Source organism: Streptomyces albidoflavus, from assembly GCF_000719955.1.
GTDB lineage: Bacteria > Actinomycetota > Actinomycetes > Streptomycetales > Streptomycetaceae > Streptomyces > Streptomyces albidoflavus.
Genome location: NZ_JOII01000009.1, coordinates 35046 through 50185, shown reverse-complemented (window position 1 = coordinate 50185; position 15140 = coordinate 35046). Strand labels below are relative to the sequence as shown.

The 15140-nt window shown below is 72.6% G+C and carries 13 protein-coding genes; 2 read left to right on the top strand and 11 right to left on the bottom strand.

Translation table 11 applies throughout. From position 1 onward, the window contains the following. Position 1: 1 nt before the first annotated feature. On the top strand, positions 2 to 721 hold the full coding sequence (locus IF45_RS0112820) for an ABC transporter permease (protein WP_010644314.1): 720 nt from the start codon (positions 2 to 4) through the stop codon (positions 719 to 721). A 9-nt stretch (positions 722 to 730) separates the two neighbouring features. On the opposite strand, the gene IF45_RS0112815 is transcribed toward IF45_RS0112820, so the two are convergent. The 9 genes from IF45_RS0112815 to IF45_RS0112775 all read right to left on the bottom strand — a co-directional run bounded on the left by IF45_RS0112815 (position 731) and on the right by IF45_RS0112775 (position 10939). Further along, the gene (locus IF45_RS0112815) at positions 731 to 1555 is read right to left on the bottom strand and encodes an HAD family hydrolase (protein WP_003949455.1); all 825 of its coding nucleotides are present in this window, start codon (positions 1553 to 1555) and stop codon (positions 731 to 733) included. Positions 1556 to 1581: 26 nt separating this feature from the next. Further along, on the bottom strand, positions 1582 to 2853 hold the full coding sequence (gene serS, locus IF45_RS0112810) for a serine--tRNA ligase (RefSeq protein WP_010644310.1): 1272 nt from the start codon (positions 2851 to 2853) through the stop codon (positions 1582 to 1584). 765 nt (positions 2854 to 3618) lie between these two features. After that, positions 3619 to 4554 (bottom strand): prephenate dehydratase, encoded by a 936-nt coding sequence (pheA, locus tag IF45_RS0112805; protein ID WP_008416682.1) that lies wholly within the window; start codon positions 4552 to 4554, stop codon positions 3619 to 3621. Between the two features lie 63 nt (positions 4555 to 4617). Further along, positions 4618 to 5862: an iron uptake transporter deferrochelatase/peroxidase subunit gene (efeB, locus tag IF45_RS0112800; RefSeq protein ID WP_030307467.1), complete on the bottom strand. Its 1245-nt coding sequence runs from the start codon at positions 5860 to 5862 to the stop codon at positions 4618 to 4620. 6 nt (positions 5863 to 5868) lie between these two features. Beyond that, entirely contained in the window at positions 5869 to 7911 is a 2043-nt protein-coding gene (locus IF45_RS0112795; protein ID WP_030307465.1) for a copper resistance CopC/CopD family protein, read from the bottom strand. A 60-nt stretch (positions 7912 to 7971) separates the two neighbouring features. Continuing rightward, positions 7972 to 8508, bottom strand: coding sequence for a copper chaperone PCu(A)C (locus IF45_RS0112790; RefSeq protein WP_030307463.1), 537 nt, complete (start codon positions 8506 to 8508; stop codon positions 7972 to 7974). Next, entirely contained in the window at positions 8505 to 9158 is a 654-nt protein-coding gene (locus tag IF45_RS0112785; RefSeq protein WP_030307461.1) for an SCO family protein, read from the bottom strand. The genes IF45_RS0112790 and IF45_RS0112785 overlap by 4 nt, the downstream gene beginning before the upstream one ends. A gap of 78 nt (positions 9159 to 9236) precedes the next feature. After that, positions 9237 to 10028, bottom strand: a complete 792-nt coding sequence (locus IF45_RS0112780) for a YcnI family copper-binding membrane protein (protein WP_008414419.1) — start codon at positions 10026 to 10028, stop codon at positions 9237 to 9239. 140 nt (positions 10029 to 10168) lie between these two features. After that, entirely contained in the window at positions 10169 to 10939 is a 771-nt protein-coding gene (locus IF45_RS0112775; protein ID WP_008414416.1) for a hypothetical protein, read from the bottom strand. A gap of 224 nt (positions 10940 to 11163) precedes the next feature. Here IF45_RS0112775 and IF45_RS0112770 point away from each other — a divergent pair, with 224 nt between their 5' ends. Next, positions 11164 to 11613: an ATP-binding protein gene (locus tag IF45_RS0112770; RefSeq protein ID WP_008414415.1), complete on the top strand. Its 450-nt coding sequence runs from the start codon at positions 11164 to 11166 to the stop codon at positions 11611 to 11613. Positions 11614 to 11799: 186 nt separating this feature from the next. On the opposite strand, the gene IF45_RS0112765 is transcribed toward IF45_RS0112770, so the two are convergent. Next, positions 11800 to 13278: an aminopeptidase P family protein gene (locus tag IF45_RS0112765; protein WP_010644300.1), complete on the bottom strand. Its 1479-nt coding sequence runs from the start codon at positions 13276 to 13278 to the stop codon at positions 11800 to 11802. A 120-nt stretch (positions 13279 to 13398) separates the two neighbouring features. Then, positions 13399 to 14805, bottom strand: coding sequence for a PP2C family protein-serine/threonine phosphatase (locus tag IF45_RS0112760; protein WP_030307459.1), 1407 nt, complete (start codon positions 14803 to 14805; stop codon positions 13399 to 13401). Positions 14806 to 15140: the final 335 nt, after the last annotated feature.

The window sequence follows — 15140 nt, the reverse complement described above, 5'->3', positions numbered from 1 at the left end:
GATGTACGACCCCACGGTCGCCCGGCTCACCTACCGGGCGCTGCTCGGCCGCCGCCGGGCCCTCATCCTCTTCGTCCTCCCCGCGCTGCTCCTCGTCATCGCGGCGGCGGTACGGCTGCTCACCGGAGCCGACGACAGCACGGCGGAAGCGGTCCTCGGCGGGTTCTCGCTCGCCGTCATGGTGCCGATCATCGGTGTCGTCGCGGGCACCGGCGCCATCGCGCCGGAGATCGACGACGGCTCGGTGGTGTATCTGCTGGCCAAGCCGATCAAGCGGCCCACGATCATCCTGACCAAGCTGTTCGTCGCCATCGGCGTGACGATGGCCTTCTCCGCCATACCGACCCTGATCGCCGGCTTCATCCTCAACGGCAACGGGGGCCAGCTCGCTGTCGCCTACACGGTCGCGGCGCTGGTCGCCTCCATCGCCTACGCGGCGCTCTTCCTCCTGCTGGGCACCGTCACCCGGCACGCCGTGGTCTTCGGCCTGGTCTACGCCCTGATCTGGGAGGGGCTCTTCGCCTCCCTCATCAGCGGGGCCCGCACCCTCAGCGTGCAGCAGTGGGCCCTGGCGGTGGCCGAGAAGGTGACCGGCGGCGAGGCCGTCACCTCCGACGTGGCGCTGCCGACCGCCGTGATCCTGCTGGTGGCGGCGACCGTACTGGCCACCTGGTACGCGGGGCAGAAGCTGCGGAGCCTGACGGTGGCCGGGGAGGAGTGAGCCGGGAGGTCAGCCGGTGAGCAGGCGCTCCAGGACCACGGCGATGCCGTCCTCCGCGTTGGAGGTGGTCAGCTCGTCGGCGACGGCCTTCAGCTCGCGGTGGGCGTTGGCCATGGCGACGCCGTGGCCCGCCCAGCCGAACATCGGGATGTCGTTCGGCATGTCGCCGAAGGCGATGGTCTCGGCGCCCTTGGTGCCCAGGCGCCGGGCGGCCAGCGAGAGCCCGGTCGCCTTGGAGAGGCCCAGCGGCAGCAGCTCCACCACGCCCGGCCCGGCCATCACGACCCCGACCAGGTCACCGGCGATACGCAGCGCGGCAGCGGCCAGCTCGTCGTCGCCCAGGGTGGGGTGCTGGAGGTAGACCTTGCTGATCGGTTCGGCCCACAGGCTGTCCCGGTCGGTGGAGGGGACCGAGGCGAGGGGGCCGTCCTGGACCTGGTAGCCCGGGCCGATGAGGACCTCGCCGTGCAGCCCGTCCCGGGCGGCGGCCAGGTGCAGCGGGCCGGTCTCCGCCTCGATCTTCTCGATGGCCAGCACGGCGAGCCGGCGGTCCATCGTCAGCGAGGTGAGGAGCCGCTGCTCCCCCGCGTGGTAGACCTGCGCGCCCTGGCCGCAGACGGCGATGCCCTCGTAGCCGAGGTCGTCGAGGACGTGGCGGGTCCAGGCGACGGAGCGGCCGGTCACCACGATGTGCGCGGCACCCGCCGCGGTGGCCGCGGCGAGTGCCTCACGGGTGCGTTCGGAGACCGTGTCGTCCGGCCGCAGCAGCGTTCCGTCCAGATCGGTGGCGACGAGCTTGTACGGGAACACGGGGGCGGGACGGACGGGGCTCACGTGGTGAACGGCTCCAGACTGGGTGATTACTGCGGGTCGAGGGTTTCGCGTCCGCCGAGGTAGGGGCGGAGAACCTCCGGCACCCGCACGGAGCCGTCGGCCTGCTGGTGATTCTCCAGGATGGCGACGATGGTGCGCGGGACGGCGCACAGCGTGCCGTTGAGGGTCGCCAGCGGCTGGACCTTCTTGCCCTCGCGCATTCGCACGGACAGGCGGCGGGCCTGGAACTCCGTGCAGTTGGAGGTGGAGGTCAGCTCGCGGTACTTGCCCTGGGTCGGGATCCACGCCTCGCAGTCGAACTTCCGCGAGGCCGAGGAGCCGAGGTCGGCGCTGGCCACGTCGATCACCTGGAAGGGCAGTTCCAGGCTCTGGAGCCACTGGATCTCCCAGTCGAGCAGCCGCTGGTGCTCGGCCTCGGCGTCCTCCGGCTCGACGTACGAGAACATCTCGACCTTGTCGAACTGGTGGACGCGGAAGATGCCCCGGGTGTCCTTGCCGTACGTACCGGCCTCGCGGCGGAAGCACGGGGAGAAGCCGGCGTACCGCAGGGGCAGCTTGTCGGCCTCGATGATCTCGTCCATGTGGTACGCGGCGAGCGGGACCTCGGAGGTGCCGACCAGGTAGAAGTCGTCCTTCTCCAGGTGGTAGACGTCCTCGGCGGCCTGGCCGAGGAAGCCGGTGCCCTCCATCGCCCGCGGGCGGACCAGCGCGGGCGTCAGCATCGGGGTGAAGCCGGCGGCGGTGGCCTGGGCGATGGCGGCATTGACCAGGGCCAGTTCCAGCAGGGCGCCGACGCCGGTCAGGTAGTAGAAGCGCGAGCCGGAGACCTTGGCGGCGCGCTCGACGTCGATGGCGCCGAGGGCCTCGCCCAGCTCCAGGTGGTCGCGGGGCTCGAAGCCCTCGGCGGCGAAGTCGCGGATGGTGCCGTGCTTGGCCAGGACGGCGAAGTCCTCCTCGCCGCCGACCGGCACGTCGGGGTGGACGATATTGCCCAGGCGGAGCAGGAGCTGCTTGGCCTCCTGGTCGGCCTCGTCCTTCTCGGCGTCGGCGGCCTTGACGGCGGCGGAGAGTTCGCCGGCCTTTTTCAGCAGCTCGGTCTTCTCGTCACCGGTGGCCTTGGGGATGAGCTTGCCGAGCGACTTCTGCTCGGAGCGCAGCTCGTCGAAGCGGACGCCGGACGACCTGCGCCGTTCGTCGGCGGAGAGCAGGGCGTCGACGAGCGCGACGTCCTCTCCACGGGCGCGCTGGGAGGCGCGCACACGGTCGGGGTCCTCACGAAGCAGGCGAAGGTCAATCACGCCCTCCAGGCTACCGGGGCCGTCCAGCGCCCTACGACCCGATAACGCAGGCTGTGCGAAACGTCCCCCTTCGCCCGGGGCGGCGAGGGGCGCGCCGGTGCACCGGGGGCCGCCCCAAGCGCGTGACCCGGACGGCGGCACGAAGCAGCGGGGGCCGGCGGCGCGGATTCCGGGTCCGGATTCCGCGCCTTCCGAAACTGCGGAACTCCGTAGGCGGCCCCGAGACCGGTACGGGGGATTCCCCTCGCGGGGACGTTGCGCGGAAGCCGCGCGGAAGGCCGGGGCGGGCCGTGCGGAAAGCGTGACGGCCGGGCAATCCCGTCGACCGGCCGGCCGGACGCGGTGGTGGGTGGCCCGACTGCCCCGCGAAAGCGCCCACTTGGGGTGTCCGCTCCTGTTGTTGTCCACAGGAATGATGTCTCACCGAAAGTTATCCACAGGCTGTGGGATTGATCTGTGGATGCCGGAGTGATGGCTTCCGGAAGGGGTGTGCGGGTCGCCGGATTCCCGGGTCAAACCTCGCGCACCCGCGCTTTCGAGTGGAAATGGTTCGCCCCAAAGGGTTGATCGCAAGAATTAAGGTGACGGGACCTCTTTTGGAGCAAGGTGGAACCGTTGGAGTCGGTTCACCGTTTTGTCGACGATGTCGGACTCGCGTGTCGACTTGTCCCCAGGTCGAGAGCCGTGCCTGTGGATAACTCTGTGGACAAGAAGAACCGGCAGGTGAGGGCAGCTCCGGGTGACCCCGGGCGGGGCGGGAACCGCTCAGAACCGCCCGTCCTGGCACCGGTTCAGCCAGTCCGCGGCCGACACGTACTCCTCGTCCGAGGTGCCGGGGCGCAGTGGTGCCAGCTCCTCCGGGCGGACGTCGGCACGCGGGTACGACCCCAGGAACCGCACGTCGGGGCTGAGCCGCTTGAGCCCCATCAGCGCCTCGGCCACCCGGCGGTCGGCGATGTGTCCCTCGGCGTCGACGGCGAACCAGTAGTTGCCGATGCCCGCGCCGGTCGGCCGGGACTGGATCAGCATCAGGTTGACCCCGCGCACCGCGAACTCCTGGAGCAGTTCCAGCAGCGCACCGGGCCGGTCGGGGCCGAGCCAGACGACCACCGAGGTCTTGTCGGCGCCGGTCGGCGCGGACGGCCGGGCCGGGCGGCCCACCAGGATGAAGCGGGTCTGCGCGTTCTCCGCGTCGTGGATCTCGGTGACCAGCGGTTCGAGGCCGTAGGTGGCCGCGGCGAACTCCCCGGCGAAGGCCGCGTCGTAGCGGCCCTCCTGCACCAGGCGGGCGCCGTCGGCGTTGGAGGCGGCCGACTCCCACTGGGCCTCGGGGAGGTGGGCGGAGAGCCAGTTGCGGACCTGGGCCTGGGCCGCCGGGTGCGCGGTCACCGTCTTGATGTCGGCCAGCTGGGTGCCGGGCCGCACCAGCAGGGCGAAGGAGATCGACAGCAGCACCTCGCGGTAGATCATCAGCGGCTGTCCCACGGCCAGCTCGTCGAGGGTGGTGGTGATGCCGCCCTCCACCGAGTTCTCGATCGGCACCAGGGCGGCCGCCGCCTTCCCCGCACGGACCGCGTCCAGCGCGGCGGGCACGGAGACCATCGGGGCGAGTTCCCGGGTGGCGGCCTCGGGGAGCTGACGGAGCGCGGCCTCGGTGAAGGTGCCTTCGGGGCCCAGATACGCGTAGCGGGTGGCTGACATGTCCGAAACCCTAGTCTCCGAGGGCGGGCCTTCCGTGGCGCGACCACCCACCGGACAGCGCGGCTACCCCTCCAGCAATTCCTGTCCCACGTACCCGCCCTTCGGCGCCCCGCCCGGGACGGCGTACAGGCCGCTCGCCTCGTGCCGGATGAAGGCCGAGAGCGCGTCGCCCCGGTCGAGCTTGCGCTGGACGGGGACGAAGCCGCGCAGCGGGTCGGCCTGCCAGCAGAGGAAGAGCAGCCCGGCGTCGGGCACCCCCTCGTCGTCGATGCCGTCGTGGTACGAGAAGGGGCGCCGCAGCATCGCCGCGCCGCCGTTCTGGTCGGGGCGGGTGATCCGGGCGTGCGCGTTGAGAGGGATGACCAGTTCCCCGTCCTTGCCGACCCGCTCCAGGTCCGGCTCGGTGGTCTCGGTGCCGCCGGTGAGCGGGGCGCCGTCCGCCTTCCGCCGCCCCATCACCGCCTCCTGACCGGTGACCGAGAGCTTCTCCCAGTCGTCGAGGAGCATCCGGATGCGCCGGAAGACGACGTACGAGCCGCCCGCCATCCAGGCCGGATCGCCGTCGGCGGAGACCCGGACGCGGGTGGCGAAGTCCTCGTCGGAGGGGGCCGGGTTGTTGGTGCCGTCGATCTGGCCCATCAGGTTGCGGGTGGTCATCGGTTTCTCGGTGGCTCCGGGGGAGCGGTTGAAGCCGTCCATCTGCCAGCGGACCCTGGCCGCCTGTCCGGCGTCCTTCTGCACGGCCCGCAGCGCGTGGAAGGCGACCAGGGCGTCGTCCGCGCCGATCTGCACCCACAGGTCGCCGTTGCTGCGGCGGGCGTCCAGCCGGTCCGAGGAGAACTCCGGAAGCGGGTCGAGCGCGGCCGGCCGCTGCTTCTCCAGCCCGGTACGGGCGAAGAAGCTGTGCCCGAACCCGAAGGTCACGGTCAGGGCGGAGGGCCCCGCGTCCAGCGCGATCCCGGTGTCGTGGCCGCCGGCCGGGGCGGGCTCCCCCGCCATCAGCCGGGCCGCCGTCTGCGACCAGCGCCGCAGCAGCGCGGCCGCCTCCTTGCGCCCTGCCCCGGGAGCCAGGTCGAAGGCGATCAGATGGCCCCGGGCGTGCAGCGGCGTGGTGATGCCGGGCTGATGTTTCACGTGAAACATCTCGCGCCGGGAGCCCACCTCGGCCAGCGGGGTGACGGTCTCGGAGGGAGCTGCCGCCGTGTAACCGGCGGCGGCTCCCGTCACGCCGAGGGCGAGGCCGGTCGCCCCGGCGGTGCCGAGCAGGCGCCGCCGGGTCACCGGACGCTGGAGGGGGGTGTCCGCCATGGTGGTTCAGCCGATCCTTGCGTTCTTGCTCACGGTCACCTGATCGATGTCGGAGGTCCGGACGGTGACCGCGACCGTCCAGCTCCCCGCCAGCGGGATCTGCACCCCGGTGGCACTCCAGTGTCCTTCGGAGATGCGCTCCAGCGGAGCAGTGAGCGGGCCGAGTTCCTGGGCCTCCAGGGTCAGCGCCACCTTCAGCTCCGGGACGTCCAGCGGCTCCTCGCCCGGGTCCTGGACGTAGACGTGCAGCGCGTTGTCGCCGCTCCGCCCCGGGTCGACGTCGAGGAGCACGGTGCCCTTGCCGTCCTTGCCGCCCGTGTCGAACGGCACGCTGAGCGAGACCGGCCCCTGCTGCTGGGCGGCGGAGGCCGAGGTACCGGCCGCCGCCTCCTCCTCGGTACGCCCCGGCTCCGTCGTCGTCAGCACCGTGGTGACCGCCAGCACGACCACCGCGATCCCGGCCTCCAGCAGCACGGAGCGACGCAGCCCCGACCGCTCCGGATCGCCGTCCCGCCGCTTCTTCCGGGTGGCGGCCGACGCCGCCTCCCGCTGCCGCCGCAACTGGGCCTCCCGCGCCGGGTCGGCCTGGGCCGGCACCCGCGCCGTCGCGGCGGACTCCGCCCCGGGCGCACCCGCCTCGGCCTCCGCGCCCCGCCCGGCGGCGGGCCGCCCCTCGGCTTCGGCACGCTCCGACGCTTCGCCCGTCGCGGCGACGACCTCCGCCCGCTCGCCGTCACCGGAGTCCGGCGCGGAGCCGGTGGCCGGCTCCACCGGACCGGGGGCGGAAACGCCTTCGCCCTCGGACCCCAGGGCGCCCGAATCCCCGGACGCCTCCCCGAGCCGCCCCGTCCACCGGCGCGACAGCCCCGCCACCGCGACCAGCAGGGCGACCAGCCCGACCTTGACCAGCAGCAACTGCCCGTACGAGGTCCCGGTCAGCGCCGACCAGGAGCCGACCTGGCGCCACGACTGGTAGAGGCCGGTCAGCGCCAGCACCACCACGGAGCCGAAGGCCACCCGCGAGAACCGCCGCACGGCGGCCCGCTCCACGGCCGGGCCCCGGTACAGCGCGACCAGCAGCGCCGTCAGCCCGCCGAGCCACGCCGCGACCGCGAGCAGGTGCAGCACGTCCACCGGCATCGCGATGCCCGCCTGCAGCCCGGTCGACGCGTGCTCGGACATCGCCCAGGTCGCCGCGAGCCCCACCGCGACCACGGTCCCGCCGATCGTCAGACCGAAGGTCAGGTCACGCCGCTCCTTCGGGTCCTCGCGCCGCGCGTACGCGCCGAAGAGGACGGCGACGAAGAGCGCGGCGGCGGCCAGCAGCAGCAACCGGGAGACCAGCGCCGCCCCGGTCTTGGTCTCCAGGACACCCCCCAGCACCTCCAGGTCGAAGACGTCCCCGAGCTTGCCGGAGCCCGCGTAGGGACCGCGCAGCAGCAGCATCGCGAGGGTCGCCGCCGTCAGCCCGACCCAGCTGAACGCCACCAGCCGCTGCATCGGCCGCACCCCGGCCCCGCGCGGCCAGCAGGCCAGCACGAAGGCGGCCCCGCCCACCAGCAGCGTGAACCCGGCGTACGAGAGGTAGCGGGCGATGCCGTAGAGGGCGCCGACGGCCCCGCCGCCCGTCGTCTGGTCGGGGACGGCCGCGCTGGTCTCGGAGGGGGCGCCGATGGAGAAGGTGAAGGCGCCGGCCACCGGGTGACTGTCGGCCGAGACGACCTGGTACGCGACGGTGAAGGTGCCGTCGGGCAGCCCGGCGCGCAGCTTCACCGCGTACTGCGCGCCGCCCGAGCCGAGCGACCGGGGGGTCTCCTCGGTGTCGACGCGGTTGCCCGCCGGGTCCAGGACGCGGATGGCGTCCTCGTCGACGGCGATCTGCTCGGAGAAGGTGAGCGCGACCTCCTTCGGCGCCTGCTCGACCACCGAGTCCTGCTGCGGATCGCTCCCGGTCAGCGCCGCGTGCGCGCCGGCGCTCCCGGCCCCGGCCAGTACCGCGAGCCCGGCAAGGAGCACGGCGAGCAGGACGGGCAGCAGCCGTGCGGCCACCGCGCTCCGTGGCGCCGCGCCACCTCTGCGGAGGCCGGTTTCCGTGCAGGTCATCAGCGGTCAGCTCCTCACTGTGCCGTGGTGCTCCTGAGCAGTCCGGCCCTGTGCCGGATGCGCCGTGCCGTGCCCGGGCCCCGACGCCTTGGCCGGGTTGTAGGTGGCCTCCTTCACCGGGAGGGAGACCTCGATCTCGCCCGACTCGCTGAAGTGCAGGGTGACCTCGACGGTGTCGCCGACCGCGGGCCGCCCGGTGAGCTCCTCGAACATCAGGTGGTTGCCGCCGCGGCTGAAGTCGAGGGTGCCGTCGGCGGGGACCTCGAACGCGTCCTGCTCGCGCATGGTCCCGTCCTTGGTGGAGTGCAGCGTGACCCGCGCGGCCGACGGGCTGGTCACCGAGGTGAGCTGGTCGGCGGCGGAACCCTTGTTGGTGACCTTGAAGAAGCCGGCCGCCATGTCGGCGTTGACCGGCTGCGGCATGAAGGCGCCGTCCACCGACAGTTCGGGGGCGCCCGACGCCTCGGCCCCGCCGTCCGAGCAGCCCGCCAGCGAGGCCGCCGCGACCAGGGCGAGCGCGGCGCCGAGCAGCCGGCGCCTCACGGCTTGGCCCCGGTCAGGAGCTTCGGCAGGTCCTTCTGGTAGTCGTCGGCGGTGGCGTCGTCGCCGTACATCACGTACCCGGCGTCGTCCTTCGGGGAGAAGGCGATCACCTGCTTGCCGTGCATCGAGACCCGCTTGCCGTTCTTGTCCTTGGTCGGCTCGTCGATGGAGATGCCGATCGTGCGGGCGCCGCCCTGGATGGTGGCGAAGTCGCCGGTGAGGCCGATGAAGTCGGGGTCCTGCCCCTTCAGCCAGGAGCCGAGCACCTCGGGGGTGTCGTGCTCCGGGTCGGTGGAGACGAAGACCACCTGGAGCTTTTCCTGGTCGGCCTTGGGGAGCGCCTTCTTGGCGATGGCGATGTTGCTCATCGTCAGCGGGCAGACGTCCGGGCAGTTGGTGTAGCCGAAGTAGATGAGGGTGGGCTTGCCCGCGGTCCGTTCGCGCAGGTCGAACTTCTTCCCCTGGGTGTCGGTGAGGACGAGGTCCGGCTTCTTGAACGGCTGGTCGAGAACGGTGGCCGCCTTCTCGGTGGCGACGTCGGAGGAGACCGACGCGACCGGCTTGTCGCTTTCCGCCGAGCCGCCGCAGGCGGTCAGGGTGAGCGCGGACGCCGAGAGCAGGGCGGCGGCGAGCAGGGTCTTCTTGCGCATGGTGATGTCCCAGGGATCGGGTGCGGTGTGCACCGGGTGACCGTTCCACGGTCATGATCCCGGTGCACACCGCAGGGTTCAGCTGGTGGTACGCCGACGGCCGGAGAGGACGCCGAAGGCGACGCCCGCGAGGCCGATGAGGATGCCGACGACCGCGAGGATGCGGGCGGTGGAGTCGCTGGAGTCCTCGGCGGCCTGCTCGGACGACGCCTTCTCGGCGTCGTCACCGTGGCCGGAGGCGGCGGGCTTGGCGGACTTGTCGTCCGAGGCGGCGCCGTGGCCGTCACCGGAGGCGGCCGTCAGGGCCAGCACCGGCGCCGGGGACTCCGGCTCCTCGCCTTCCTTCGGCTCCTCGATCCAGCGCACGACCTCCTTGCTGTCGTACGTCTGGATGGCCTTGAAGACGAGCTGGTCGGCGTCGTCGGGCAGCGCCCCGAGGGAGACCGGGAACTGCTGGAAGGTGCCGGGCGCGACGCCGTCCTTCTCCGCGGTCCAGGTGACCTTGGAGACGGCCTCGGTGATCTTGTTGCCGTGGCTCTCCAGCGGCTTGTCCAGCTTCTCCTTGGTCACCTTCACGTCCCAGCCGGGGACCGGCTGCGGCATGACCGAGGTCAGCGGGTGGTCGGCCGGGAAGTTGATCTCCAGCTTCACGGTGGAGGCGTCGTCCCGCTCGTTGGGGACCTTGAAGTTGACCGTCGCGTAGCCACCCTGGGCGGCCTCGCCCTGCGGCTGCACACTCACGTGGGCGGAGGCGGGACCGGCGAGCAGGACGACCCCGGCGGCCGCGGCGACCGCGAGGACGGAGCCGCGCACGGCCCAGGGGCGGCGCGAGGAGGCAGGGGCGACGGCGGTCACGTTGTCGACAGACATGAAGGAACTCCACTTTCGGCAGTGGTGAACGGATGAGGCGGTACGTGTCCGGCGCGCGTGCGCGCGGACCTCGCGGCACCCCTGCCGTCCCGTCCGGGGCACACCAGGGGGCGTGCGCGCGGGCGTTGCGGAGTGCCGCGTCAGACTGCGAGTACGTACACCTCGGCGGCGGGGGGACCCCGCCTGCTCACCGAGTGCTGGAGTTCGGCCGTCCGGAGCCGGGGCGGCTCGGGCGGAGCGAGATGGCGGGCCCACGGCGAGCCGTCCGCCCCGAGGCCCGCACGGAGCGCGCGGACCAGCCGCAGGGCGGTCCGCAGCGCGCGCACCGGCGCCCCGTGGACGCGGAGTTCGTCGCGGCCGAGTGCGGAGAGCCGCACCAGCCGGAAGAGGGCGAGGTCGCCCCGGCGCAGCAGCCAGCCCGCGACGAGGGCGGCCAGCAGGTGGCCGAGGAGCATCGGCAACGAGGGGAGCAGCCCGGCGAGCCCCGTGTGCTGGTGCATGGAGCCGCTGTGCGGGTCGAGCCCCGCCGTGGTCAGGATCTGCTCCGCCTGGTGCGGGGAGATGGCCCCGCTGTGCCCGCAGGTCAGTTCCCCGGCGCGGGCCACCAGGGTCGCCTCGGAGGCGGCCCGGGCGGCGCCCTGCTGGGCGAGGCCGAACAGCGCGTGCAGGCCGATCTGTCCGGCGGCCAGCGTGAGGACGATGCCCGGCAGGGAGCGTTCCCGTCCGGCGAGTGCCACCGTCACGAGGAAGACCCCGAGGAAGGCGGCGGCCAGGGTCCAGCCCGGCAGGGCCAGGCAGGAGGCGAAGACGTGCCCGGCCGCGGACACCACGACGCAGACCGCGGTGAACACCGCGGCCCTCAGGAGCCGGAGACCTGTTCCGGCCTGCGCGTACGCGTGGGGGGCAGCCATGACCGGCTCATCATCGCACCGGCGCCCCCTCGGCGGTACGGCAGGTCCGCAAAGTCCGGGTACCTCAGCTTCTCGGCCCAGCGGTGCGGGCGTATGCGTATTTACCCCCCGACGCGAGGGGACCCGGGTGCGGTCCGGGCAGGCGCCGGCAGCCGGGGGGCTTACCTCGCGGACGGCCGGGCAATACGTATCGGTATGTCGAGCCGCAGTCAGGAGGCTGGAGCATGAGCATCATGTGGTCACTCCATTTGCGGCGCGATGCCGCCAGTGTGCCGCTCGCCCGTCGCCTGCTCATCGGGTCGATGGACACCGCAGGTGTCGATCCCGACATCTCCTACGACCTGTCCGTCGCCCTGAGTGAAGCGTGCGCCAACGCGGTGGAACACGGAGGAGCGGGGTCGCCCGCGCCGGAGAGCGCCTACCGGGTCACCGCCTATCTCGACGGTGAGCGATGTCGGATCGAGGTGGCCGACTCCGGCCCCGGATTCCCCGCCCGGCCCGCCCGCAGCGTGCCGATGACCGCTCCGCAGGACGAGAGCGGCCGCGGCCTGGACCTCATCGAGCAGCTCTCGGACCACGCCCACTTCGGCAACAAGCCGGGCCGGGCGGGAGCCGTGGTCTCCTTCGACAAGATCCTGAAGTGGCGCAAGGATGCCCCGCTGGTCGCCGTCTGACAGGTCCGGACGGTGGGCGATGTTTCACGTGAAACACGAACAAGCTCCGCACCGCTGGAGCCACGCCATGTTTCACGTGAAACATGACCCCGACGGACGTTTCACGTGAAACACCACGAGGGGCGTTGTTTCACGTGAAACAACGCCCCTCGCAGGGTGTGGCCCCTTCGGAAGGGGAGGTGGGCGTCAGCCCTTCAGCTCGGCCATCCAGCGCTCGACCTCGTCGGAGGTGCGCGGCAGGGCGGCGGAGAGGTTCCGGTTGCCGTCCTCGGTGACCAGGATGTCGTCCTCGATCCGGACGCCGATGCCGCGGTACTCCTCCGGCACCGTCAGGTCGTCCGCCTGGAAGTACAGGCCGGGCTCGACGGTGAGGCACATGCCGGGCTCCAGGGTGCCCTGGACGTAGGTCTCGGTCCGCGCGACCGCGCAGTCGTGGACGTCCATGCCGAGCATGTGGCCGGTGCCGTGGAGGGTGAAGCGGCGCTGCAGGCCCAGCTCCAGCACCCGGTCGACCGGGCCTTCGAGGATGCCCCACTCGACGAGCCGGGTGGCCAGCACCCGCTGCGAGGCCTCGTGGAAGTCCCGGTACTTGGCGCCGGGCCGCACGGCGGCGATGCCCGCCTCCTGGGCCTCGTACACGGCGTCGTAGATCTTCCGCTGGAGCGGGGAGTACGTGCCGTTGATGGGCAGGGTGCGGGTGACGTCGGCGGTGTAGAGGGTGTGCGTCTCCACGCCGGCGTCGAGCAGGAGCAGGTCGCCGGAGCGGACCTGGCCGTTGTTGCGGACCCAGTGCAGGGTGGTGGCGTGCGGGCCGGCGGCGCAGATCGAGCCGTAGCCGATGTCGTTGCCCTCGACGCGGGCGCGGAGGAAGAAGGTGCCCTCGATGTACCGCTCGGAGGTGGCCTCGGCCTTGTCGAGGACGCGGACGACGTCCTCGAAGCCGCGGACGGTGGAGTCCACCGCCTTCTGGAGCTCGCGGACCTCGAAGGCGTCCTTGACCAGCCGGGCCTCGGAGAGGAAGACCTTCAGCTCCTCGTCCCGCTCGGCGGTGACCTTGTCGGTGAGGGCGGCCTCGATGCCGGCGTCGTAGCCCCGGACCACGCGGACGGGGCCGGTGGCCTCGGCCAGCGCACCGGCCAGCTCGCGCACGTCCTTGGCGGGGAGCCCGAGCAGCTGCTCGGCCTCGGTCAGCGAGTGGCGGCGGCCCACCCACAGCTCGCCCTGCCCGTCGAGCCAGAACTCGCCGTTCTCCCGGTTGGAGCGGGGCAGCAGGTAGATCGTGGCCTCGTGGCCGGCCTCGGTCGGCTCCAGGACGAGGACGCCGTCCTCGGTCTGGTCACCGGTGAGGTACGCGTACTCGACCGAGGAGCGGAAGGCGTACTCGGTGTCGTTGGAGCGGGTCTTGAGGTTGCCTGCCGGGACGACCAGGCGCTCACCGGGGAAGCGGGCGGAGAGGGCGGCGCGGCGGCCCGCGGTCTCGGCGGCCTGCTCGATGGGCTGCAGGTCGTGCAGCTCGGTGTCGGCCCAGCCCTGCGTCATGTTCTCCGCGAGCTCGTCGGAGAGGGCGGGGTAGAGCCCGTTCTTCCGCTGCTTGATCGGCTGCTCGCCGGCGTCCGCCACGGCCTCATCGACGTCCTTCGGGGTCTCCGAGAGTTCCTCGGCCACGGCATTCCTCCTGGGTGTGACATGGGATGTTCCTCCATCGTATGTCCGTTCCAGGCGGTGCCGAAGGGGCGTGCGGCTGTTGGTCCCGTCACCCGGGGGCGCGGGGCCTGGTGCCGCGCGTCAGTCGAAGCGGACGGCGAGCAGGACCACGTCCTCCTCGCTCTCCTCGTCGTCGAGCCCCTCGGGGAGCAGGGTGGTGAGGATGTGGTCGGCGACGGCCCCCGGGTCCTCCCGCCGGCCCCGGGGGACCGAGGCGGCGGCCGAGTGCAGCCGGGCGAAGGCCCGGTCCATCGCGTCGCCGGTCCGCCGCAGCAGCCCGTCGCTGTAGAGGAGGACGGTGTCGCCGGGCCGGGGCCGCAGCTCCACACTGGGCGCCTCCCAGCAGGCGAGCATGCCCAGCGGCGCGGAGAGCGAGGTCTCCACGAACTCGGCGCCGCGCTCGCTGACGACCACCGGCGGGCAGTGCCCGGCCCCGGCCAGGACGAGCCGCCGCCTGCGCTCCGGGCCGGGGCCCTCGGCCGGCTCGCAGTACCCGAAGAGCGCCGTCGCCGAGCGGGCCGGCTCCGTGAGCCGCAGCAGCAGCTCCAGGTCGGAGAGGACGGCGACCGGGTCCTCGCCCTCCATCACCGCGTACGCCCGCAGCGAGGCGCGCAGCCGGCCCATGGCGGCGACCGCGCTCGGGCCGGACCCGGTCACGGAGCCGATGGCGAGGCCGAGGGCGCCCTCGGGAAGCGGCAGCGCGTCGTACCAGTCGCCGCCCCCGCGCGGCCCGGTCCGGTGGCGGGCCGCGAGCCGTACCCCGGGCACCCGGGGGAGGCGGCTGGGCAGCAGTTCCTCGCGGAGGGTGGCGAGGGTGGCGCGGGCCGCGTCCAGGGTGAGCAGCCGGGCCAGGTGCTCCCCGGCCTGGCGGAGGTAGAGCCCGGTGAGGTGGCGGCGGCGCTCGTCGGGCTCGGCCGGCTCGTCGTAGAGCCAGACCACCGCGCCGAACCGTCCCTCACTCCCGGTCTCCAGCGCCGCCGCGTAGCTCGCCGCCCAGCCGAGCCGGGCGGCGACCTCGCGGTGGCGGGGGTCGGCGGTGTGGTCGGTGGCGAGGTCGGGGTGGCAGATCTCGCGGCGTCCGCCGGGCGGCTCGTCGAGGAGCCGTCCGTGGCAGGAGGCGGCGCGCGGCACGGTCTCGATGTGGCCGAGGTCGGCACGGCCGAGGCCGAGCCCGGTGAAGGCGGCGCGGGGCCCGCCGGGGCCGCCCGGCTCCAGGGCGGCGAGGCCGCGGCGGGCGCCGACGAGCGAGGCTCCGGCGTGGAGCAACTCCCGCAGGGCGGCGTCGACGGTGGCGGTGGCGATCAGCCGCTCGGTGAGTTCGTGCAGCGTGGTGAGGTCGGAGACCCAGCCGGCGAGGCGGTCCTGGACGGCCGTCGAGGGGGGTGGGGCGGGCGCCGCCGGAGGCTGCGGAGAGGGTGCGACAGTCTGCGCGGGGGCGGGAACAGCAGAATCGATTCCGGCCACATTGGGAGAGTGGGGCGCTGTCATGTTCTACGGTTTTCCGGCCGGTGCGTATTGCTCAAAAGCATCGCAAACCCCCAGGTGATTCCGCGCCGCCGACAATGGTCCACATCTACACGCAATGAAGACGAGATGTCCAGCATTGTCCTGCGGGGATTCCCCAGGTTCCTGCGGGTGGCGCGAGCCCGGAGGAACCTGGCCCAAAAAGGCGAACTTGGCTCGAAAGTGTCAGCGGGAAGCGCATATTGCGGTCGACTGACCTCGTTCGGCCGAGGGAGCGCAGACGGCCCCCGGGCGAATGCTTCGGGAGGACGCGTCACAACGGCCGTGCCGGGTACGAACACCGAGAGGGTGTGGACCGG

Excerpts from the sequence above, each read along its gene's own strand:
- IF45_RS0112820 (WP_010644314.1), top strand. The coding sequence starts at position 2 with ATGTACGACCCCACGGTCGCCCGGCTCACCTACCGGGCGCTGCTCGGC.
- pheA (WP_008416682.1), bottom strand. The coding sequence starts at position 4,554 with ATGTCAGCCACCCGCTACGCGTATCTGGGCCCCGAAGGCACCTTCACC.
- efeB (WP_030307467.1), bottom strand. The coding sequence starts at position 5,862 with ATGGCGGACACCCCCCTCCAGCGTCCGGTGACCCGGCGGCGCCTGCTC.
- IF45_RS0112785 (WP_030307461.1), bottom strand. The coding sequence starts at position 9,158 with ATGCGCAAGAAGACCCTGCTCGCCGCCGCCCTGCTCTCGGCGTCCGCG.
- IF45_RS0112780 (WP_008414419.1), bottom strand. The coding sequence starts at position 10,028 with ATGTCTGTCGACAACGTGACCGCCGTCGCCCCTGCCTCCTCGCGCCGC.
- IF45_RS0112775 (WP_008414416.1), bottom strand. The coding sequence starts at position 10,939 with ATGGCTGCCCCCCACGCGTACGCGCAGGCCGGAACAGGTCTCCGGCTC.
- IF45_RS0112770 (WP_008414415.1), top strand. The coding sequence starts at position 11,164 with ATGAGCATCATGTGGTCACTCCATTTGCGGCGCGATGCCGCCAGTGTG.
- IF45_RS0112760 (WP_030307459.1), bottom strand. The coding sequence starts at position 14,805 with ATGACAGCGCCCCACTCTCCCAATGTGGCCGGAATCGATTCTGCTGTT.